General features: G+C 65.2%; 20 protein-coding genes and 1 tRNA gene. 15 read left to right on the top strand and 6 right to left on the bottom strand.

Annotation, left to right across the window (positions count from 1 at the left end; all coding sequences use genetic code 11):
- Positions 1-12: 12 nt before the first annotated feature.
- On the bottom strand, positions 13-2,475 hold the full coding sequence (locus P7F68_RS03555) for an ATP-binding protein (protein ID WP_277830786.1): 2,463 nt from the start codon (positions 2,473-2,475) through the stop codon (positions 13-15).
- A 696-nt stretch (positions 2,476-3,171) separates the two neighbouring features.
- Between P7F68_RS03555 and P7F68_RS03550 the strand changes: the two genes are divergently transcribed.
- From P7F68_RS03550 to P7F68_RS03490, 13 genes are all read left to right on the top strand, one after another.
- Positions 3,172-3,816: a peroxiredoxin gene (locus P7F68_RS03550; RefSeq protein ID WP_002923745.1), complete on the top strand. Its 645-nt coding sequence runs from the start codon at positions 3,172-3,174 to the stop codon at positions 3,814-3,816.
- 68 nt (positions 3,817-3,884) lie between these two features.
- Positions 3,885-5,309 (top strand): dihydrolipoyl dehydrogenase, encoded by a 1,425-nt coding sequence (locus P7F68_RS03545; RefSeq protein WP_277830783.1) that lies wholly within the window; start codon positions 3,885-3,887, stop codon positions 5,307-5,309.
- Positions 5,310-5,325: 16 nt separating this feature from the next.
- Positions 5,326-5,625 carry a DUF3817 domain-containing protein gene (locus P7F68_RS03540; RefSeq protein WP_002923740.1) on the top strand — a complete coding sequence of 100 codons (300 nt, stop codon included), beginning with the start codon at positions 5,326-5,328 and terminating at the stop codon, positions 5,623-5,625.
- 37 nt (positions 5,626-5,662) lie between these two features.
- Entirely contained in the window at positions 5,663-6,079 is a 417-nt protein-coding gene (locus P7F68_RS03535) for a DsrE family protein (protein WP_002923738.1), read from the top strand.
- Between the two features lie 39 nt (positions 6,080-6,118).
- The gene (locus P7F68_RS03530; protein ID WP_277830776.1) at positions 6,119-6,550 is read left to right on the top strand and encodes a DUF2141 domain-containing protein; all 432 of its coding nucleotides are present in this window, start codon (positions 6,119-6,121) and stop codon (positions 6,548-6,550) included.
- A gap of 20 nt (positions 6,551-6,570) precedes the next feature.
- Positions 6,571-7,569, top strand: a complete 999-nt coding sequence (locus P7F68_RS03525; RefSeq protein ID WP_002935787.1) for an SLAC1 anion channel family protein — start codon at positions 6,571-6,573, stop codon at positions 7,567-7,569.
- A gap of 66 nt (positions 7,570-7,635) precedes the next feature.
- Positions 7,636-8,496 carry an MBL fold metallo-hydrolase gene (locus P7F68_RS03520; protein WP_002935789.1) on the top strand — a complete coding sequence of 287 codons (861 nt, stop codon included), beginning with the start codon at positions 7,636-7,638 and terminating at the stop codon, positions 8,494-8,496.
- 12 nt (positions 8,497-8,508) lie between these two features.
- Complete coding sequence (locus P7F68_RS03515) at positions 8,509-10,251, top strand: SulP family inorganic anion transporter (RefSeq protein WP_002935790.1); 1,743 nt, start codon at positions 8,509-8,511, stop codon at positions 10,249-10,251.
- A 344-nt stretch (positions 10,252-10,595) separates the two neighbouring features.
- Positions 10,596-10,793, top strand: a complete 198-nt coding sequence (gene cydP / locus P7F68_RS03510) for a cytochrome oxidase putative small subunit CydP (RefSeq protein ID WP_002923728.1) — start codon at positions 10,596-10,598, stop codon at positions 10,791-10,793.
- Entirely contained in the window at positions 10,783-12,345 is a 1,563-nt protein-coding gene (locus P7F68_RS03505; RefSeq protein ID WP_277830770.1) for a cytochrome ubiquinol oxidase subunit I, read from the top strand. The genes cydP and P7F68_RS03505 overlap by 11 nt, the downstream gene beginning before the upstream one ends.
- 16 nt (positions 12,346-12,361) lie before the next feature.
- A complete protein-coding gene (cydB, locus tag P7F68_RS03500; RefSeq protein ID WP_277830768.1) occupies positions 12,362-13,504 on the top strand; it encodes a cytochrome d ubiquinol oxidase subunit II in 1,143 nt (380 codons plus the stop codon).
- Positions 13,505-13,531: 27 nt separating this feature from the next.
- Positions 13,532-13,702, top strand: a complete 171-nt coding sequence (gene cydX / locus P7F68_RS03495) for a cytochrome bd-I oxidase subunit CydX (protein ID WP_277830766.1) — start codon at positions 13,532-13,534, stop codon at positions 13,700-13,702.
- Between the two features lie 19 nt (positions 13,703-13,721).
- Positions 13,722-14,033: a cyd operon YbgE family protein gene (locus P7F68_RS03490; protein WP_002923722.1), complete on the top strand. Its 312-nt coding sequence runs from the start codon at positions 13,722-13,724 to the stop codon at positions 14,031-14,033.
- Positions 14,034-14,283: 250 nt separating this feature from the next.
- Here the strand turns inward: P7F68_RS03490 and P7F68_RS03485 are convergent.
- Positions 14,284-14,377, bottom strand: a tRNA-Ser gene (locus tag P7F68_RS03485).
- A 420-nt stretch (positions 14,378-14,797) separates the two neighbouring features.
- On the opposite strand from P7F68_RS03485, the gene P7F68_RS03480 reads away from it, so the two are divergent.
- Positions 14,798-15,091 carry a helix-turn-helix domain-containing protein gene (locus P7F68_RS03480; protein WP_002923721.1) on the top strand — a complete coding sequence of 98 codons (294 nt, stop codon included), beginning with the start codon at positions 14,798-14,800 and terminating at the stop codon, positions 15,089-15,091.
- A gap of 17 nt (positions 15,092-15,108) precedes the next feature.
- Here P7F68_RS03480 and P7F68_RS03475 read toward each other — a convergent pair whose 3' ends face one another.
- Positions 15,109-15,993: a radical SAM protein gene (locus tag P7F68_RS03475; protein WP_002923718.1), complete on the bottom strand. Its 885-nt coding sequence runs from the start codon at positions 15,991-15,993 to the stop codon at positions 15,109-15,111.
- A gap of 87 nt (positions 15,994-16,080) precedes the next feature.
- Between P7F68_RS03475 and queD the strand changes: the two genes are divergently transcribed.
- Positions 16,081-16,524, top strand: coding sequence for a 6-carboxytetrahydropterin synthase QueD (gene queD, locus P7F68_RS03470; RefSeq protein ID WP_002923714.1), 444 nt, complete (start codon positions 16,081-16,083; stop codon positions 16,522-16,524).
- Positions 16,525-16,549: 25 nt separating this feature from the next.
- Here the strand turns inward: queD and P7F68_RS03465 are convergent, their stop codons facing one another.
- From P7F68_RS03465 to P7F68_RS03455, 3 genes are all read right to left on the bottom strand, one after another.
- A complete protein-coding gene (locus tag P7F68_RS03465) occupies positions 16,550-17,719 on the bottom strand; it encodes a DesA family fatty acid desaturase (RefSeq protein ID WP_277830759.1) in 1,170 nt (389 codons plus the stop codon).
- 162 nt (positions 17,720-17,881) lie between these two features.
- The gene (locus tag P7F68_RS03460) at positions 17,882-18,475 is read right to left on the bottom strand and encodes a phospholipase D family nuclease (protein ID WP_277830757.1); all 594 of its coding nucleotides are present in this window, start codon (positions 18,473-18,475) and stop codon (positions 17,882-17,884) included.
- Positions 18,462-19,835, bottom strand: a complete 1,374-nt coding sequence (locus tag P7F68_RS03455; RefSeq protein ID WP_270069580.1) for an RsmB/NOP family class I SAM-dependent RNA methyltransferase — start codon at positions 19,833-19,835, stop codon at positions 18,462-18,464. The genes P7F68_RS03460 and P7F68_RS03455 overlap by 14 nt, the downstream gene beginning before the upstream one ends.

The raw sequence follows: 19,835 nt of genomic DNA, 5'->3' as shown, positions 1-19,835 counted from the left end.
CTACCGCCCAGCCTACTCCACCACGCTCTGCCCCGAGCGTTCCGGACCGCAAGGGAGTTCGATCGTGACTGATGTGCCCTTGCCTTCCTCGCTCTCGATCCTGACTCGCCCACCCAAGATACCGGTCACCAACTGGTGGGTTATGTGCAAGCCCAACCCAGATCCCCCCTGCCCCATCCGAGTGGTGAAAAATGGATCGAACACGCGCTTGAGATTAACGGCAGAAATACCGCAGCCGTCGTCGCTGACGACCAGCCTCAGCCAATCCTCCCCAGCGGGAGCTGCCGTGAGGGTGATCGCACCCCGATCACGTCCCTCGAAAGCGTGGACAAGGGCATTGTTGATGAGGTTGATCAGCACCTGCCCGAGCGGCCCGGGATAACTGTCCAGCTTCAGCCCAGCGGGCACCTCGTCCACCAGCCGGAAGGGGGTACGGCGGATACTCGGCTTCATCGCCAGCCCCACCTCCTGCACGACCTCGCGCAGATCGAATGGGCGACGCTGATCGCTGGTCTGGTCCACGGCGAGCTGCTTGAAACTGCCGATCAACTCGGCCGCCCGACTGAGGTTGCGTTCGATGATGCGCCCCGCCTCGTCCACACAGGCAAGGAAGTCGTTGAAGACCGATCGCGTGAAACCCGTCGCCACACGTGCGTTGAACTGGCGGTAGACATCGTTCAGCGTACTCGACGCAGTGACCGCGTTGCCGATTGGCGTGTTGAGCTCGTGGGCCACGCCCGCGACCAGAGCGCCAAGCGAAGCCAGTTTCTCGCTCTGCAGCAGCTCGTCCTGGGTACGGCGCAGATGCTCGAGCGCAGCCTCGAGTTCGCGCGTCCGATCGGCGACTCGACCCTCTAGCGTAGCGTTCAACTCGAGCACTTCACGTTCACGCTGCTTGCGGACACTGATATCGCGCGCGACACCGATTACCAGCCGCTCGCCGTTTTCGTCGAACCCACTCAGCGCCACCTCTGCATCAAAGGTGCCACCGCCGCCGCGCGAGTGAACCCATTCGAAGCGTTGCGGCTGCCCCGCACGCGCCGCGGCCAGGTAGCGCGCAGCCAACTCGGCGGAGGCGCCCCCACGCTGCATGGGCGGTGACAACGTCAGGGGCGAGTGCCCGATGATGTCCTCGCGTGCCCGCTCGTACATCACCAGCGCGGCGTCGTTGCAGTCGATGACGATGCCGTCGCGAACGAGGAACATGGCGTCATTGGAATGCCGCACCATGTGCGCCAGCCGGCGCATGTGCTGGGCGGCCTGATCCCGCTCGATGGCGGCGCCGATCCAGCGCGCGAGCAACTCCACGAAGTACTTCTCACCGGCGCTGAAAGGCGTCTGTCTCGCTTCAGCCGCAGCGAAACCGAGGCAACCGTATAGCCGTCCGCCCACCTCAAGGCGGATACCGATGTAGGTCTCGAAGCCAAGCATGCGGTAGCTCGGGTGATCGCGCGCGGCCGAGGCCCCAACGGACTCGAAGGCCTGGATGTAGCCCGCACGCACCGGCAGGTCGCAGTAGCTCGACGCGAGTTCGAACTCGCTGCCCTGGACCAAACCGGACTCACTCGAGGCATGGATCGCCGTCACTCGGCAGCGCTCGTCATGGATCTCGCAGATCACCGCGATCTCGATACCCAAGAACTCGGCCCCCAGACTCAGCGCAGTGGACAGTTGCTCGGCAAGCGTGAGCGCACTACGCGACGCGATGTCGTTGAGCACCGCAAACGCCCTCACCTGGCGTTCGACCTCGAGCGCAGCCTGCTTCTGATGAGTGATATCGAGCACGAAACCGTCGAGATAGCGCGGCCCGCCATCGCGTGGCGGAACAACCGCACCGTACTCCGCCATCCAGTGCACCTGCCCATCGGCGCCCAGCATGCGGTACTCCATCTCCCAGCTCCCAGCCTCCTCGACGGCATGCTTGACCAGCTCGGATACCCAGGCGATATCCTCCGGATGCACGCAGCCGCCCAGGGTCCGCCCCCCGGCAACGAGGAAATCCGCCGTCGGATAGCCGACGATATGCTGATCCCTGCCGCTCATGAAATGTGCTGTCCAGTTCTCGTCGTCAAGACAACGAAAGACCGTGCCCGGGAAGTGCTCGATCAGGGTACGTAGCTTGGTTTCACTGTCCTGCAGTGCGCGCTCCGCCGCGCGCCGCTCGGCAATCTCACGACGCAGTGCCTCGACGACCTTGCGGCGCTGCCGCAAGATGAAGCTCAGCAGCCCGACCACTGCAAGAAGCAAGGCAGCAAATACGGACAGTGCGATCGTCAGGTGCTGCGCACGCTGCGCGAGTCGGGACGCGCCCCTATCGTCGCTCGCGACCGTACCGACCGGAGCCGCGCCCTGCCCCTCTCCCCGCGCCGACAACCCAGTCGGGGAGAAGTCGACACCTGCCGGCACCTGCTGAACAGCGGCCTGCGGCACCGCAGCATGCACGCCAAGCGGAACGGCAGCGATCAACAGCAACACCGATAACCCCGCCGCGACCCGTGCGCGTGGCAATGATGGCATTTGCATCGACTGTGACCCCACTGGAGCATGCCGCGAAACAGGGGGCGCAAGACCTGGTCAAGGGGCGTGCGACTGATCGCCGGTTGCCATCGGGCTGCGCAAGGACGGGCCTGCCAGCGAGGCCACCCAAGCATTGTCGCCAAGTTCGACGGACGTTTCCAGTGCGCGGCGACAAGCGCGAATTGGGGCTGCATGCGGACCTTCGGCAATGAGCGCTCCCGTCTCCCGATGCCTGTGGGCCGTCACATCGTCCGGCCGACTGGCTCGCGCAGCATCAATACACAGGTCCTCATGGACTCCAGCGGAGACGTCGGAACGTGTGATACGCCGCCGCGACACCTCCACATCCGACTCAGCAGGCAAACCGCGCCAGAAATGGCAGCAATCACCGCCATCTTGGGCAGCAGAAGTCACTCCAAAGCCGGCGTCTTGTCCTGAGGTTTCAGCTTTGGCGCAGACATTTCAAGCGCAATCCTGCTTCCGCAGAGTTGGCACGCCGATTGCGCATGCCTTGACAGAGCGAGGCCTAGCCAGCACGGGAAGCCATTGTGTTTAGCTATCGAAATAATTCAAAAAATAACATTGCTCTAAATATTAGAATACTCTAATGTATGTCTCGTCGAAAGACATCTCCCTCACCCTAGGAGCACCATCATGGAAAACGCACAGCAATTCAGCTTTCCCCGCCTGAACGAACCGGCCCCTGCATTCAGCGTCCGAACCACGCATGGTGAGCGTTCGCTCGAGGACTACCGCGGCAAGTGGCTGATCCTGTTCTCGCATCCCGCCGACTTCACGCCGGTATGCACCACCGAGTTCATCGGTTTCGCCAATGCCGCGCCCAAGTTCGCTGAGATGAATTGCGAACTGCTCGGCCTGTCGATCGACAGCCTGTTCTCGCACCTGGCCTGGACGCGCAACATCAAGGAAAAATTCGGCGTCGATATCCCCTTCCCGATCATCGAAGACATCAAGATGGATGTCGCCCGCGCCTACGGCATGGTCCATCCGGGTGCTGCCGATACCCAGGCCGTGCGCGCGACCTTCTTCATCGACCCCAATGGCGTAATGCGCGCCATGGTGTATTACCCGATGAGCAACGGCCGCAGCATCGACGAGTTCGTCCGCCTGCTGCAGGCACTGCAGACCTCGGACACGCACGGTGTCGCCACACCCGAGAACTGGTGCCCGGGCAAGGAAGTGATCGTCTCCCCGCCCAAGACCGCCGAGGCGGCCGACAAGCGCGCCACCGAAGGTTACAACACGGTCGATTGGTACTTCTCCACCAAGTCGCTGTAAGCCGCCCCCGCCCTGCAGCGCGCCTCGCACGCCGCAGGGCATCACGCCACGCGCGAACAGGAGATCGCATGACCAACGAAATCCACACCGATGTCGCCATCATCGGCGCGGGCAGCGCCGGACTTTATGCGCTGCGCGAGGTGCGTCGTGCCGGGCGCGACGTCCTGATGATCGACCGCGGCCCGCTCGGCACTACCTGCGCCCGGGTGGGCTGCATGCCCTCGAAGGCCGCACTGCATGCCGGTGCGGAGTGGGCGACACGCAAAGCCCTGGCCGGGATCGGTGCACGCGGGGTCGAGGCCCTGTCCATCGACCTTGCCGCGACCTGGGCGAGGCTGCGCGAACAACGCGACTTCTTCGCCAGCAACGGCGCCGGCAAGGCTCGCGCCGCCGCCGGCGACAAACTCATCGAAGGCACGGCGCGCTTTCTCGAACCCACGCTCATCGAGGTCTCGTCGCCTGCAGGATCGCAGCGCGTACGCGCCCGTGCCGTCGTCATCGCCACCGGTTCACGCCCAGTCATGCCTGGCTGGCTGGAAGACCTGCGCGATCGCGTGATCACGACCGACGCACTGTTCGAACTCGAAGCGCTGCCGCGCAGTATCGGCATCCTCGGACTCGGCGCCATCGGGCTGGAAATGGGGCTTGCGCTGTCCCGACTCGGCATCCGCGTGGTCGGGGCAGACCTCGCACCGAATGTCGGCGGCCTCGCCGATCCTGCACTCGGCGAGCGCGCATGCGAACGTTTTGGGCAGGAGATCGAACTCTGGCTGGGCACGCAGACCCGGCTCGAGCGCAGCGCATCCGGCATTGTCATGCACGCGGACGGACGGAAGGCCGAAGTCGAACTGCTGCTCGCTGCCCTCGGCCGGCGCCCCAACGTCGACAGCCTGGGTCTGGAAGCTGCCGGCTTCCCACTCGACGAACGCGGCACCCCGCGCTTCGACCCCACGACCCTGCAGGTCGGCGAGTTGCCGGTCTTCATCGCCGGCGACGCCAATGCGGACCGGCCGCTTATGCATGAGGCAGCCGACGAAGGCGCGATTGCCGGCTACAACGCTGCCCGCAAAACCCCCACCCGCTTCTGGCGCAAGGTGCCACTCGGCATCGCCTTCTCCGACCCAGACATCGCCGCGGTCGGCATGCGCTTCGACGCCCTGCCCACCGAGGGGATCGTAGTCGGCACCGCCAGCGGCGACAAGAACGGACGCGCCCGCATCCTCGGCGCCACCGACAGCCTGCTGCGCGTCTATGCCAACGCGACCGATGGCCGACTGCTCGGCGCCGCGATGGTCGCGACGGGCGGCGAACATCTCGCCCATCTGCTTGCCTGGGCGATACAGCGCGGCGAGACCGCGCACGACCTGCTGGCCTTGCCCTTCTACCACCCCGTGGTCGAGGAGATGTTGCAGACAGCGCTACAGGACATCGCCGCGCAGTTGCCGCTGCCAAACCCCTACCCGATCGGGCTCGCGCCCGTCGAACACCTCTGACCTGGAGTCGTCCAGCATGTCCCACCGCAAGATCCTCAACTGGCTCGCCTTTTCGGACGGCATCGCACTGCTCGCCCTGGTGTTTGTCGCCGTGCCGGTCAAGTACATGCTCGACCAGCCGCTTGGGGTGAAGCTGCTGGGCCCCTTGCACGGGGCGCTGTTCCTGTCCCTTGCGACTGCGACGCTGAGTGCGCTCGCACGCGGAATTCTCCGGCCAGGCCTGGCGCTACTGCTGCTCATCGGCGCGCTCCTGCCCCTGGGCGCATTTATTGCCGATCACAAGCTGCGCCAGGCCTATCCGGAATTGCAGACCTGATTCATCGATGCATCACCCTTTCTATAGGAGCACTACCATGAAGAAAGCCCTCGTCGCCCTCGCCATCGCCCTCGGCTCCACCGCCGTGCTCGCCGACAAGCCCGCAGTCACCGTTGTCCTCAACGCTCAGAGCCCGATGACCCAGGGCATGGCCATGGTGCTGGCCAACCAGATGCAGGAACAGGGCGCGCAGGTCGACATCCTGTTATGCGATCAAGCCGGCGACCTCGCGCTCAAGGGCGCCGGCGGCGAAGCGCTCAAGCCCAACAACGTGACACCGGCGCAACTACTCGACGGCGCGCTGAAGAAGGGCGCAACCGCCTCGGTGTGCGCGCTCTACCTGCCCAACAGCGGCAAGCAAGCCGAAGACCTGAAGGAAGGCATCAAGCCGGCCAAGCCGGCCGACATGGGCGCCGCACTGCTGGAGCCGAACCGCAAGGTCATTGGTTTCTGACGATTCATCGCACTTGATCATCAACGGATGCCACACGCAATGAGCGCTCATCTGCTCGTATTCCTTCTCTCTGCCACAACCGCCACCATGGTGCTGGCGCAAGCGTCCGCACTTGAAGTCAGTCTGACCGGAATCCAGCATGATCGCGGAAGCCTGCGCGTGGGGCTGTATTCCGACCCGAAAACCTTCCGCAAGGAAGCGCAGGCCATCGCCATACAGCAGGTGCCGGCCAGCGCCGGTACGGTGACGGTGAGCTTCGGTGCGCTGCCGCCCGGTCGCTACGCGATCATGGCCTATCACGACGAGGACGGTAACGGCGAACTCAATCGCCGCTTCGGCATGTTCCCGACCGAAGGCTACGGCCTCTCGAACAATCCCACCGTGTCCGGCCCGCCCGCGTTCGCGGACAGTGCCTTCGAAGTAGCTGCCGGTGCGGGCACCACCCGGATCAGCATCGACCTCCGTTACTGACAGCCCTGCAAGGAAGAACGATGAACGCCCCCGCCTCCTCCACTACGCCCGCCGCTGCGCACGACGCGCATGGCGGACGGCTCGCACATTTCCCGGTCGCCCTGTTCTCCACCGTAATGGGCATGGCGGGCCTCACCATTGCCTGGCTCAAGGCCCATCACATCGGTGGCATGCCGATCGAGATCGGCGTCGCGCTGCGCTGGCTGGCGAGCGCGCTGTACCTGTTCCTGCTCGTGATGTACGGAGCCAAGCTGCTGCGCCACCCCGAGGCGGTGAAGGCCGATCGCGCCCATCCAGTGCGTCTGAACTTCTTCCCCGCCATCTCCATCGGCCTGCTGCTGCTGTCGATCGCCTGGGCGCAGGACGCCCCGACCGTCGCGCCGTGGATGTGGGGCATCGGCGCCGCGGTGCATCTCATGTTCACACTGTTCGCCATGAGCAGTTGGATCCACCACACCCACTACGACATCAAGCACGCCAACCCGGCCTGGTTCATCCCCGTGGTGGGCAACATCATCGTGCCGATCGCCGGCGTGCGCTTCGCGCCGGCGGACATCAGCTGGTTCTTCTTCAGCATCGGGCTGGTGTTCTGGCTGGTGCTGATGACGATCGTGCTGTACCGGCTGTTCTTCCACGAACCGCTGCCCGCGCGCCTTACCCCAACGCTCTTCATCCTGATCGCACCGCCTTCGGTCGGCTTCCTGGCCTATGTCGCACTTACCGGCCAGGTCGACGCCTTTGCCCGCGTGCTCTACTTCACCGCGCTGTTCCTGACCCTGCTGCTGGCCAGTAACGCCGTGCGCTTCTTCCGCCTGCCCTTCTTTATCTCGGCGTGGGCCTACTCCTTCCCGCTGGCGGCGATGACGATCGCCACCTTCGAGATGAGTGCGCGCAGCGGACTGCCTTTCTACGCGGGGCTTTCCTGGCTGATGCTCGCGGTGCTCAGTGGGGTCGTAGCGCTGCTCGCATGGAAGACCTTGGCTGCGGCTCACCATGGCAAGATCTGCTTGCCGGAATAGACGTGCGACACGAGCGCATCCTGCGCGATGAGCGCATTCTCAACACTTCAACATGGAGGTTTGGCCATGCAACGTGCTGACATCCAATCCTTTTTCGATCCGGCCACCTTCACCGTAACGCATATCGCCTCTGACCCGGCTAGCCGCCGCGCGGCAATCATCGACAGCGTACTGGACTACGACCCCAAGTCCGGGCGCACATCGCGCACCTCCGCCGACAAGGCCATCGCTTACGTACGCGAGACCGGTCTGACGGTAGACTGGCTGCTCGAGACCCACGCCCACGCCGACCACCTGTCTGCCGCGCCTTACCTCAAGCAGCAGCTCGGCGGCAAGATCGGCATCGGCGCGCATATCCGCCAGGTGCAGGGCGTGTTCAAGGACATCTTCAACGCCAAGGACATGAACACCTACGGCGCCGAGTTCGACCACCTGTTCGAGGACGGCGAGCGCTTCCGCATTGGTGAGCTGGACGTCGAGGTGATGCACACCCCTGGCCATACGCCGGCCTGCCTCACCTACATCGTCGGACCGGACGCCTTCGTCGGCGACACCCTGTTCATGCCCGACTACGGCACCGCGCGCTGCGACTTCCCCGGCGGAGATGCAGCCACGCTGTTCCGCTCGATCCGCAAGGTGCTCTCGCTGCCACCCGAGACGCGGCTGCACCTGTGCCACGACTATCCGCCCGACGACCGCGCCCCGGTGTGGGAAACAACGGTCGCAGAGCAGAGGGCGAAGAACATTCACGTCCATGACGGCGTGACCGAGGCCGACTTCGTCGCCATGCGCACCGCGCGCGACCGTACGCTGGCCATGCCGACGCTGCTCCTGCCGGCGATCCAGGTCAATGTGCGTGCGGGCAAGCTACCACCGGCCGAGGACAACGGCGTGCATTACCTGAAGATACCGATCGATCTGCTTTAGGCACGCCATCCTATGCCCACGACGACGGCCGCCGCCCCCCGCACCCTGCTCGCGCGCTGGCACGACTACCGGCTCGGTGCACTCAGCGACGACCTGATCGCGGCAGTGATCGTCACCATCCTGCTGGTACCGCAGAGCCTGGCCTACGCCATGCTTGCCGGCCTGCCGCCGGTGGTCGGCGTGATGGCGAGCCTGCTGCCGATCGTCGCCTACGCCGCCTTCGGCTCCAGCAGCAGCCTCGCCGTGGGGCCGGTGGCGGTGCTGGCGATGATGACGGCGCAGGCGGTCGGCGGCGTCGCCGCCGCGCATCAGATCACGCCGCACCTGGCGGCACTGGTACTGGCGCTGGAGATGGCGGCGGTGTTTCTCATCGCCGCGCTGTTCCGCCTCGAGACGCTGGCGGCGCTGCTCGGCACGCCGGTGCTGCACGGCTTCATCACCGGTGCCGCGCTGGTGATCGCGATCGGCCAGCTCCCCGCACTGCTGGGGGTGCAGGCCGGCGGCAGCACGGTGCTCGCACTGTGGCAGTCGCTCGCGGACGCCAGTCATCCACTGCCCCATATGACCACCGCACTCATCGGCCTGCTGGCGCTGGCGATGCTGTGGGCCCTGCGCCGGCACGGCAGCCCCGTGCTGCAAGGCCTGGGTTTCAGGCCCCGGACCGCCCAGCTGCTGGCGCGTACCGCGCCCATCGTCGTGGTCGCGGCTTCGATCGCCTGGGTCGCCGGCTTCCCGCGGTTGAACGAGGGAGTCGCCCTGTCCGGCGCCGTCAGCCTTGGCGAGGGCCTGGTATTCCCGATGCCGTGGACGGCGCCGTTGCCGGTGTGGCGGGAGCTGCTTGCCCCTGCGGTACTGCTGGGACTGGTGGCGTATGTCGAGAGCCTCGCCGTCGCCGAGGCCCTCGGCGCACGCCGCGGCGAGAAGGTGTCGCCCCGGCGCGAACTCTTCGGCCTGGCGGCGGCCAACGCCGCGGCCAGCGTGTCCGGCGGCATGCCGGTTACCGGCGGCTTCGCGCGCAGCATCGTCAACTTCGACGCCGGCGCGCGCACGCGCATGGCCGGCGTATGGACCGCGCTCTTCCTTGCGCTCGCAATCGCGCTGCTGGGCGACGTGCTGCATTACCTGCCGCGCGCGGTGCTCGCGGCGACCATCGTCATTGCCGTGCTGTCGCTGGTGGATTTCGCGCCCTTCGTGCTGGCGTGGCGCTACTCGCGCACCGAGTTCGCCCTGATGCTGATGGTAGCGGTGCTGACACTGACGGTGGGCGTGGAGGAGGCTTTGCTCGCCGGTGTGGTTGGCGCCATCGGCCTGCTGCTGCAGCGCACCGCCCGCCCCCACTGGACCGAGGTCGGGCGCCTGGCCGGCACCGACGTATTCCGCAACGTCAATCGCTTCGAGGTAGAGACGCTGCCCGAGGTCCTGTCGATCCGGGTCGATGAGAGTCTGGTGTTCACCAACTCACGCTGGATCTCCGAGACGCTGTCGTCTGCCCTGGCGCGCCGCCCGAACCTGCGCCACGTGGTGCTGATGATGAGCGGGGTCAATGGCATCGACCTCACCGGCCTAGAGGTCCTGATGCAGCTAGATCGCGAACTGCGCGCCAAGGGCCTGCAGCTGCATTTCTCGGAACTGAAAGGTCCGGTGCGGGACCGCCTGGACCGGACCGGGGTGACAGCGTGGCTGTCGGGCCGCATCTTCATGACCCAGGCCGAAGCCTTCAACACCCTCGCCAGAAACTGTTGCAGCGCCCACTGACGCGGGCGCAATGCAGGCCGTGACGCAGCCACTGCGGCCTGCGTCCGCCTAGCTGGCGTCGCGCGCGTGATCGTGCGCCACTGCGGGCTTCTCCACGCCCCGCGAGCAGGCACAAGTGCTGACAGCGTTCCGTGACGCCGCGCTCTGGCGCACAACCTTCCATCGCTGCCACTTTGACACTTCCAGGGTGCACGAACTGCCACATCTGCAGACAGCAGCAGTGACAGCCCTCTCCCCTGAGCAAGGGATCTACCCGCAAGTGCCTTGATTCAACTCAAATCCAGCCCATTCGGCGACGCTGGCACGGGACTTGATAAGCAACCCCTTATCAAAGGGAGTTCCGCATGAACCTGCCAGATCAAGGCCTGCTGCGCCATCTCGTCGTCGTCGTACTGATCAAGCTCGCGCTGATCACGGCGCTGTGGTGGGCCTTCATCCGCGACGCACGCGTATCGGTCGACAGCTCGACCATGGCCGCACAGGTTTCCCGCTCAACTCCGCCATCGCATCGACCACCTCCTGGAGAAACCCATGGTCAGTGAGCAACTCGTCGACCTGTCGCGGCTGCAGTTCGCAGCCACGGCGATGTACCACTTCCTCTTCGTGCCGCTCACGCTCGGCATGGTGTGGATGCTGGTCATCATGGAAAGCGTCTATGTCATGACCGGCAAGACGATCTACAAGGACATGACCCGCTTCTGGGGCAAGCTCTTCGGCATCAACTTCGCACTGGGCGTCACCACCGGCATCACGCTGGAGTTCCAGTTCGGCACCAATTGGGCCTACTACTCGCACTACGTGGGCGACATCTTCGGCGCACCGCTGGCAATCGAGGGGCTGATGGCCTTCTTCCTCGAGTCGACCTTCATCGGCCTGTTCTTCTTCGGCTGGGACCGCCTGTCGCGCCAGCAGCACCTGCTGGTGACGATCCTGATGGCGGTGGGCACCAACCTGTCGGCGCTGTGGATCCTGATCGCCAACGGCTGGATGCAGAACCCGGTGGGTTCCGAGTTCAGTTACGAGACGATGCGCATGGAGCTCACCGACTTCTGGGCGGTGGTGTTCAACCCGGTGGCACAGGGCAAGTTCGTGCATACGGTGTCGGCGGGCTACGTGACCGGCGCCATGTTCGTGCTGTCGATCTCGGCCTGGTACCTGCTGCGCGGGCGCGACGTGGAGTTCGCCAAGCGCTCGTTCCGCATCGCGGCGGCCTTCGGCTTCGCCTCGATCTGCTCGGTGATCGTGCTCGGCGACGAATCCGGCTACGCCCTGGGCGAAGCGCAGCAGACCAAGCTCGCCGCGATGGAGGCGATGTGGGAGACCGAGCCCGCGCCGGCCAGCTTCAACGTCATCGCCGTGCCCAACGAAGCCGAGATGAAGAACGACTTCGCGATCCACATCCCCTGGGTGATGGGCCTGATCGGCACGCGCTCGCTCGACAAGGAGCTGCCCGGTCTCAACCAGATCTATGCACTGAATCGCGAGCGCGTGACGGTGGGCGTTGAGGCGGTGAAGCTGCTCGAGGCGCTGCGCAAGAACCCGCAGGACGCTGCACTGCGTGAGGCCTTCGACAAGGTCAAGGCCGACCTCGGCTTCGGCCTGTTGCTGAAGAAGTACGTGGTGTCGATGGACGACGTCACCCCCGAGCTGATCGACCGCGCCGCGCGCGACACCCTGCCCAAGGTGGCGCCGCTGTTCTGGACCTTCCGCATCATGGTGGCGTTGGGCTTCGCGATGCTGGCGCTGTTCGGCCTGGCGCTGTGGTACTCGATCAAGGGCGACTTCGCCCAGCGGCCGTGGCTGCTCAAGTGGGCGCTGTGGTTCCTGCCGATGCCGTGGCTGGCCTGCGAGATGGGCTGGTTCGTGGCCGAGTACGGCCGCCAGCCGTGGACGATCTACGGCGTGCTGCCCACCCACCTCTCGGTGTCCACGCTGACGGTGGAAAGCCTGTACGGCTCGCTCGCCGGCTTCGTCGGTTTCTACACCCTGCTGCTGATCGTCGAGATGGTTCTGATGATCAAGTTCGCCCGCCAGGGCCCCGGTAGCCTGGGTACCGGCCGCTACATGAACGAAACCCAGCACGCCCATGCCTGATCCCGGAGCGCACATCATGATCCTCGACTACCCCACCCTCAAAATCATCTGGTGGCTGCTGGTGGGCGTGCTGCTCGTCGGCTTCGCCATCATGGACGGCCACGACATGGGCGTGGGCACGCTGCTGCCCTTCGTCGGCCAGAACGACGAGGAGCGCCGCGTCGTCATCAACACCGTCGGCCCGCACTGGGACGGCAACCAGGTGTGGTTCATCACCGGCGGCGGTGCCATCTTCGCCGCCTGGCCGATCGTCTATGCCACAGCCTTCTCGGGCTTCTACTGGGCGATGCTGGCGGTGTTGTGGGCGCTCTTCTTCCGCCCGGTGGGCTTCGACTACCGCAGCAAGATCCACAACGCCGCCTGGCGCAGCACCTGGGACTGGGGGCTCTTCATCGGCGGTGCAGTGCCGCCGCTGATCTTCGGCGTGGCCTTCGGCAACCTGCTGCAAGGCGTGCCCTTCCACTTCGACGACACCCTGGTATCCCACTACACCGGCAGTTTCTGGGGCCTGCTCAACCCCTTTGCGCTGCTCGCCGGCGTGGTGAGCACGGCGATGATCACCTTCCACGGCGCGATCTACCTCGCACACCGCACCGAGGGCGACATCCAGCGCCGTTCGATCACCGCCGCGCTGATCTTCGGCACGCTGATGCTGGTCGGCTTCACCGCCGCAGGACTGTGGATCGCCAACGGCGGCTTCGGCTACGCCATCACCTCTGCGGTGGACACCGCGGCGCTGCCCAACCCACTCGCCAAGACGGTCGAACTGCAGCCCGGCGCCTGGCTGGCCAACTATGGCAAGGCGCCGCTGACGATGCTGGTGCCGGCGCTGGGCTACGTCGGCGGCATCGCCGCGCTGCTGCTGGTGTGGAAGGGCCGCACCCTAGCCGCCTTCGTCGCCTCGTCGTTCGCCATCGTGGGCGTGATCGGCACCGCCGGCGTGTCCATGTTCCCCTTCGTGATGCCCTCCTCCACCGTGCCGGGTGCCAGCCTCACCGTATGGGATGCGGTCTCCAGCCATCGCACGCTGGGCATCATGTTCTGGGCCACACTGATCTTCATGCCGATCATCGTTGCCTACACCAGCTGGGCCTACAGCGTGATGGCAGGCAAAGTCACCGCAGCCTACATCCGCGAGAACGAGCACTCCGCATACTGAGCGCGCACACGAAACAAGGAGAACGACATGTGGTATTTCGCCTGGGTCCTGGGCATCGGCTTCGCCGTGCTGCTGGCCATCCTCAACGCCCTGTGGGGCGAAAATGAACAGGCGCGCGAAGAGGCGCGCGCCGACGCACTGCGACAGCCCCGTCTCGACGCCGATCCGGGTCGCCCGAACGGCAGCGGCGCGCACTGAAGGCGGCAAGGAGGCCACGATGAACACGAAGGTCGCCCCCCACCCGCCCGCCGCGCCGACCGGCGGGATCAGCCTGCTGCCGCTGCTGACAGCCATCGCGATCATGCTCGGCATCACCGCCTGGCCCGCCGCCCTCTCCGGTCCGCAGGGCGGCGCGGACCACTGGGCCGCTATGGCACTGTTCTGGGCCATGAGCGCGGGCTTCGTGCGTGGCGTCGGCTTCGTACCACGACACCTGGCCTGGCGCCTGATGTTCTCGGGTACCGCCTGTCTGCTCGGCATCGCCCTGGCCGTCGTACGCCTGGCGTCCTTGCACGGCAGTCCTGTGTAACCTCGGTGACATAGCGCTGATCACGCCGCCTTTCTGCGCGAGAGCGGCTTTGCCAACGCACGCCACGTCATCAACGGTTTCCAGGGCGAAGTGATCAAGGAAGGGACACAGGCCGGATTCCGCCAAAAGAACGGCTGGCAGAACAGCGGCCTACCGTGGTCGCCCAAGATGAACGCTGACAAGGTCCATCGCCTCGACCTGCACCGCGTAAACGCAAAAAAGCCCCTCGAAACAAGGGGCTTCAGTGCTCTGGCGGAGACGGAGGGATTCGAACCCTCGATGCGAGTTTTAGCCCGCATGCTCCCTTAGCAGGGGAGTGCCTTCGACCTCTCGGCCACGTCTCCATCAGGAAGGCGCGATCATAGCGAGTTCGGGGCTATCGGTCAAACACGTTCACGCGCCTTTTTCATGCATCGCACCATTGGCCGAATCGAGCCGCCCCCCCCGAAGGAAGGTCAGCACACGACGGCGTCAAGCTGAACTATTAGTGCCATTGTCGTATCCAATTTGACGTGAAAGTGCCTCGTCACTACCGTCGAAGGCGTCCGGACAGGAATTTGCCGGAGGACGCCGGCAGACAGAGCACATCAGGCAAAAAATCACAGATTTCAACTAAAACAACAAAAACCACATTGTATGAGGAAAGGATAGTGATCTATACTTCATACACCCTATGACTTAGGTCATAGGAAACCCATTCACCCCATGCCAGAGTCGACCCCGTTGCCGTGTCCACCTTGGTCAAGAGAAAAAGGAATACCGTAATGAAAGTCACCGAAAAAATCGATGTTCGCGAAATTCGCCGAAAGCTCGGCCTGAACCAGTCGCAGTTCTGGTCCAAGATCGGCGTGACCCAGAGTGGCGGGTCGCGTTACGAAAGCGGGCGCAACATCCCTCGCCCCGTGCAGGCGCTGCTGCGCCTGGTGCATGTCGAGCAAATCGACATCAACAAGGTCAAGCGCGACGACGTGGATGTCGCCGAGTACCTCAAGGCGACCAACCCCGAGCTTTACAAGACGCTCAAGAAGGAAGCCCGTGCCAAGCGCAAGGAGCGCTGATCACCGGGCAATCGAGCTCAAGGGCTGACGGATACCGTCAGCCCTTTTTTTCTGATGCGCTCGGCAATCGCTTCGAGTTCGTCGCTGGTCAAGGCGCTGAGTCGTGACGCCTCCGCCTGCATGGACGGACGTGCAACTCCGTACAGCAGCACCCCGCGCAAGTGCTCCAGTCCGGCCGCCTCGAGCACCCCGAGATAAGCCTCGATGTCCGCGTCCGCGGGTACCTGACCATCCCAACGGAACATGCAGGTCTGAACCCAGGTAGGACAGGCCAGCGCGCAGCGCTGCAAGTTGCGTGCGACGGCCTCCGGCTCCAGGTGTACGCCATTGATGCGCTCGATACCGTCCACCGTGCCTGCATCGACCTTGAACCACACCTCTCCCCCCGCATCCGCCAGCCGGCGCACTGCGGAGAGGACGCGCGCCTGGCCCAACAGGCTGCCATTGGTGATCAACCTGAGCGGCACGGCATCCGCCGCAAGGCCGAACTCCGCCTTGAGCCCGGCAACCAGCTCGACCGCCTCGCCGAAGACCGCCGCACTCGTCGGCTCGCCGTTTCCAGAGAAGGCAATGTCGCGAATGACACGCGCACCATCGGGAACGTGGCGCGCCATCCAGCTGCCGTGGATGAGGTCGGCGAGGAAGCCGCGCAATTCGTCCTGCAGTCGGGCAAGATCGATCTCCGGTGCCTTGCCCCGCACCAGGCCAGGCACCTGGCAATACACGCAATGCCAGTTGCAGGCATTGTTCGGGTTGAGGTTGATGCCGATCGACACCCCACCCGCTCGCCTTGACAGCACCGGATACACATAGGTGAGCCCGGCGAGATCGCGGTCGTGGTTTCGGATGTCCAGGGTGCTGGCGCGGTTTGCCGGCGCCCCCGAAGAAATGGAAGAATTCATCGTCAGCTCAGAGACTTGCAATTTCCGTGGACACCGGCAGCAGCGCCCCCGGTGCTATAATCCGCGCCCCCACAAGAGAGAGTCGCCATGCGCATCACCCGCCGCCTCGAGTTCGATGCCGGTCACCGGATCCCCGACCATGCCAGCCAATGCCGCCACCTTCATGGGCATCGCTATGCGCTCGAGATCACCCTTTCGGGCGAGGTGATCAAGGCCGACGGCCTTCCGGTCAATGGCATGATCATGGACTTCGCCGACGTCAAGCGCATCGCCAAGGAACTCGTCGTGGACCGCTGGGACCACGCTTTCCTGGTCTATCGTGGCGACACCCGGGTGCTCGACTTCCTCACCTCGATGCCCGAACACAAGACCGTCGTGCTGGACCTCGTTCCCACCGCCGAGAATCTCGCCGCGGAGGCATTCCGCCTGCTCGATCCCGCCTACCGCGACACCTACGGCAACCACCTGCGGCTCGAGCGCGTACGACTTTACGAAACGCCCAACTGCTGGGCCGACGCCGTACGCACCTGAAGCCCGGCCTGCCGGGCGCCGCTGTTCAGACAGCGTAGCGGCGCAGGCGCAGGGCGAACTCCTGCAGCTGGGCAATCCCGCTTTGCTCGGCGCGCGTAACCCAGTCCTGCAGTTGCGCCAGCAGCTGCTCACGCGATGCACTGGAGCGTGCCCAGATCGCCGCCAGCTCCTCGCGCATCGCAACCACGGTTGCCAGCGCCGGGCTCATGCCGACGGCGACGCGCACCTGCTCCTTCTGCGCGTCGCCAAGGTGGCGCTCCTCGCCGGACAGCACCCAGCGCCGCACTGCCCTGACGTCCAGACCGCTCACCGCATCGCGCTTGACACGCTTCAACTCGGCAGCGCAAAGCTTGCGCAGCGAATGCATGTAGTTCGTCATCACGTCGTAGCGGTGGGTGACGACCGCCTGCAAGGTATCCAGGTCCGGCACCGCCTTGGCCTCGACCAGGCGCGGCTTGGGGATCGTCTTCTTGACCTTCGCCAGACCAAGCATCTCCAGCATGCGGATGTACATCCAGCCAATGTCGAACTCATACCAGCGCGCCGACAGCTTGGCCGACGTCGCGAAACTGTGGTGGTTGTTGTGCAGCTCCTCACCGCCGATCAGGATGCCCCAGGGCAGGATGTTGCGCGATGCATCGCTGCAATCGTAGTTGCGATAGCCCCAATAGTGCGCGAGCCCGTTGACCACGCCTGCCGCCCAGAAAGGGATCCACACCATCTGCACCGCCCAGATCGTCAGGCCGATCGGACCGAACGCAATGAGATCGATGACCAGCATGATCGAGACGCCGAGCACGGAATGGCGATACACGTTGCGCTCGAGCCAGTCGTCCGGCGTACCGTGGCCGTAGCGTGCGAGCGTTTCGGCATTCTTGGCCTCGGCACGATAGAGCTCCGCCCCCTGCCATAGCACCTTCGCCAGGCCACGCGTCTGCGGGCTATGAGGATCTTCGGCCGTCTCGCATTTGGCGTGGTGCTTGCGGTGGATCGCCGCCCATTCGCGCGTGACCATACCCGTCGTGAGCCAAAGCCAGAAGCGGAAGAAGTGACTGGGCACAGGGTGCAGGTCCAGCGCACGGTGCGCCTGATGGCGATGCAGAAAGATCGTCACCGCAGCGATGGTGACGTGGGTGAGCGCGAGTGCGACGACAACATAGCCCCACCAGGGAAGATCGAACAGCCCGTTATACATGCGTGACAACACCTCTGAGGAACACAGCGCTTGGATTCTACGCCAGCGCGCGCAGCAAACCAGAAACCACTACCCGGAACGCGCCGCCGCGCGCATACGCCAGCTTGAGACCGGCGCGCACGACCAAGCGTTCAATACGCTTTCACGCCGTCCACAATCGGGTCAAGGCCGCCATGGCAGCGACTTGACAGGCGCAGCTTCGGCACGGTGGCGCAGCCAATTGTCGCGGTAGGCGCGTGCCAGCTCGCAATGTCCGCGCACGATGAGCAGATTTTCCGCGTTGCGATTGTGTGCCGACCAGGTGAAGTTGTAGGAACCGGTGAGCACCGCACAGGCCGGCCCCTCGGCATCGGCAATGATGAGCTTGTTGTGGGCGGCGTTGTACTTGGTCTCGAAAGCGACCGGCACCCCGCCCGCCAGCAAGCGCGGGATGGCATTGCCCTTTTCGCGGCGGTTCATCTGCGCGTCGGCCAGCACCTCCACCTTCACGCCACGCTGGCGCGCCGCCACCATGGCATCGGCGATGCTGCGGCTGGTAAACACGTAGGCCTGCACTTGCAGGCTTTTGCGCGCAGCCGCAATGAGGTCGATCACGACCTGCTCGGTATTGTCCCTGGGCGAGAAGGCCAGCTCAACCTCGCCCTTGGCGGCAAAACGCTGGCTGGCCAGCGCCGGCGTAACGAATACCACACTGGCCGCGAGCAGCACTCCGGCGCAGATACCCGGGCCGCAGCGCGCGTGCTCAAGCCTCGGCACGGCGCTCCATCACCGCAGCAAAGAACCCGTCGGTGTCGTGCACATGGGGCATCAGGCGCAGGCGCTCGCCAGTGGCGACGACCACCCCCTGCTTGTCGAGGATGTCCTGGGCCGACAGCTGCGCGAAACCAGGGTGCGCAGCCAGGAAGGCGTCGACGATGGCATCGTTCTCTTCCGCGAGCAGACTGCAGGTGGCATACACCAGGCGGCCGCCCGGGCGCACCAGACGCGCCGCCGCAGCCAGGATCGCCCCCTGCTTGGCGACCATCTCCTCGACTGCTGCAGGCGACTGGCGCCATTTCAGGTCCGGATTGCGGCGCAAGGTACCCAGGCCGGTGCATGGCGCATCGACCAGCACGCGGTCGGCCTTGCCGGCCAGGCGCTTGACCTTGGCATCGGCCTCATGGGCAATCAGCACCGGGTGCACGTTCGACAGACCGGCGCGGGCCATGCGCGGCTTGAGCTTGGCCAGCCGCTTGTCCGACACATCAAAGGCATACAGGCGGCCCGTCGAGCGCATCAGCGCCCCCAGCTGCAGCGTCTTGCCACCCGCGCCAGCGCAAAAATCGACCACCAACTCCCCGCGCCGCGGCTGCACCAGCAGGCCAAGCAGCTGGCTGCCCTCGTCCTGGACCTCGAAGCTGCCGTCCAGGAACAGCGGGTGCTTTTGCAGCGCCGGTTTGGCCGCGAGCCGGATGGCCTGCGGCGACAGCCTGCCGGGCTCGGCGGCAACACCACCGGCCTGCAGCTGCGCCAGCACCGCGTCGCGGTCGGCCTTGAGCAGGTTCACCCGCAGGTCGAGCGGCGCCGGCCGGTTCAGCCCATGTGCAAGCGCCACCAGCTCGGCTTCGTCCATCTGCTGCAGCAGTCGCTCGGCCAGCCAGTCGGGCAGGTCGACGCGCTCGGCGAGACTCATCTCGCCAGCGTCGGCAGCCTTGACGGAAGCAAGCCAATCGCTCTCGGTAGCGCTCACCAGGCCCTCGAAATTACGCATCGGCCAGCCTTCACCACGCGCGAACCAGGCCAGCAGCAGCATGCGCGGCGTGGCCTCCGCACCGGCCAGCCGGCGCAGCCAGCGCAAGCGGCGTAGCACGCCATACACCGCCTCGGCAATGAAGCCGCGGTCGCGATGTCCGAGCTCGCGGTTGTCACGGAAATGGCGCGACAACACCGCATCGGCCGGGTACTCGAAGGCGAGCACTGCCCCCAGGGCCTGGGTTGCCTGAATGAATAGCTGCCGCGAAATCCCCGCCCCAGTGACAGCGCCGGCCTCTTGCGGGCGCGCCGCCCTGTCGGTTCGGCCGGTCGTGGCAGTTCTGCCTGCCGTGCGCGGGCGGCCGGGTTTGCTCGTCTTGGTCAT

Origin of the sequence: Thauera mechernichensis, from assembly GCF_029588855.1 — a bacterium.
In the GTDB taxonomy this organism is placed as follows: Bacteria; Pseudomonadota; Gammaproteobacteria; order Burkholderiales; family Rhodocyclaceae; genus Thauera; species Thauera mechernichensis.
This window is presented reverse-complemented; position numbering and strand designations above follow the sequence as displayed.

Excerpts from the sequence above, each read along its gene's own strand:
- cydP (WP_002923728.1), top strand. The coding sequence starts at position 10,596 with ATGAACCTGCCAGATCAAGGCCTGCTGCGCCATCTCGTCGTCGTCGTA.
- P7F68_RS03455 (WP_270069580.1), bottom strand. The coding sequence starts at position 19,835 with ATGACCAAGACGAGCAAACCCGGCCGCCCGCGCACGGCAGGCAGAACT.
- P7F68_RS03505 (WP_277830770.1), top strand. The coding sequence starts at position 10,783 with ATGGTCAGTGAGCAACTCGTCGACCTGTCGCGGCTGCAGTTCGCAGCC.
- P7F68_RS03465 (WP_277830759.1), bottom strand. The coding sequence starts at position 17,719 with ATGTATAACGGGCTGTTCGATCTTCCCTGGTGGGGCTATGTTGTCGTC.
- cydB (WP_277830768.1), top strand. The coding sequence starts at position 12,362 with ATGATCCTCGACTACCCCACCCTCAAAATCATCTGGTGGCTGCTGGTG.
- P7F68_RS03490 (WP_002923722.1), top strand. The coding sequence starts at position 13,722 with ATGAACACGAAGGTCGCCCCCCACCCGCCCGCCGCGCCGACCGGCGGG.
- P7F68_RS03550 (WP_002923745.1), top strand. The coding sequence starts at position 3,172 with ATGGAAAACGCACAGCAATTCAGCTTTCCCCGCCTGAACGAACCGGCC.
- P7F68_RS03525 (WP_002935787.1), top strand. The coding sequence starts at position 6,571 with ATGAACGCCCCCGCCTCCTCCACTACGCCCGCCGCTGCGCACGACGCG.
- queD (WP_002923714.1), top strand. The coding sequence starts at position 16,081 with ATGCGCATCACCCGCCGCCTCGAGTTCGATGCCGGTCACCGGATCCCC.
- P7F68_RS03530 (WP_277830776.1), top strand. The coding sequence starts at position 6,119 with ATGAGCGCTCATCTGCTCGTATTCCTTCTCTCTGCCACAACCGCCACC.
- P7F68_RS03475 (WP_002923718.1), bottom strand. The coding sequence starts at position 15,993 with ATGAATTCTTCCATTTCTTCGGGGGCGCCGGCAAACCGCGCCAGCACC.
- P7F68_RS03540 (WP_002923740.1), top strand. The coding sequence starts at position 5,326 with ATGTCCCACCGCAAGATCCTCAACTGGCTCGCCTTTTCGGACGGCATC.
- P7F68_RS03520 (WP_002935789.1), top strand. The coding sequence starts at position 7,636 with ATGCAACGTGCTGACATCCAATCCTTTTTCGATCCGGCCACCTTCACC.
- cydX (WP_277830766.1), top strand. The coding sequence starts at position 13,532 with ATGTGGTATTTCGCCTGGGTCCTGGGCATCGGCTTCGCCGTGCTGCTG.
- P7F68_RS03545 (WP_277830783.1), top strand. The coding sequence starts at position 3,885 with ATGACCAACGAAATCCACACCGATGTCGCCATCATCGGCGCGGGCAGC.
- P7F68_RS03535 (WP_002923738.1), top strand. The coding sequence starts at position 5,663 with ATGAAGAAAGCCCTCGTCGCCCTCGCCATCGCCCTCGGCTCCACCGCC.
- P7F68_RS03480 (WP_002923721.1), top strand. The coding sequence starts at position 14,798 with ATGAAAGTCACCGAAAAAATCGATGTTCGCGAAATTCGCCGAAAGCTC.
- P7F68_RS03515 (WP_002935790.1), top strand. The coding sequence starts at position 8,509 with ATGCCCACGACGACGGCCGCCGCCCCCCGCACCCTGCTCGCGCGCTGG.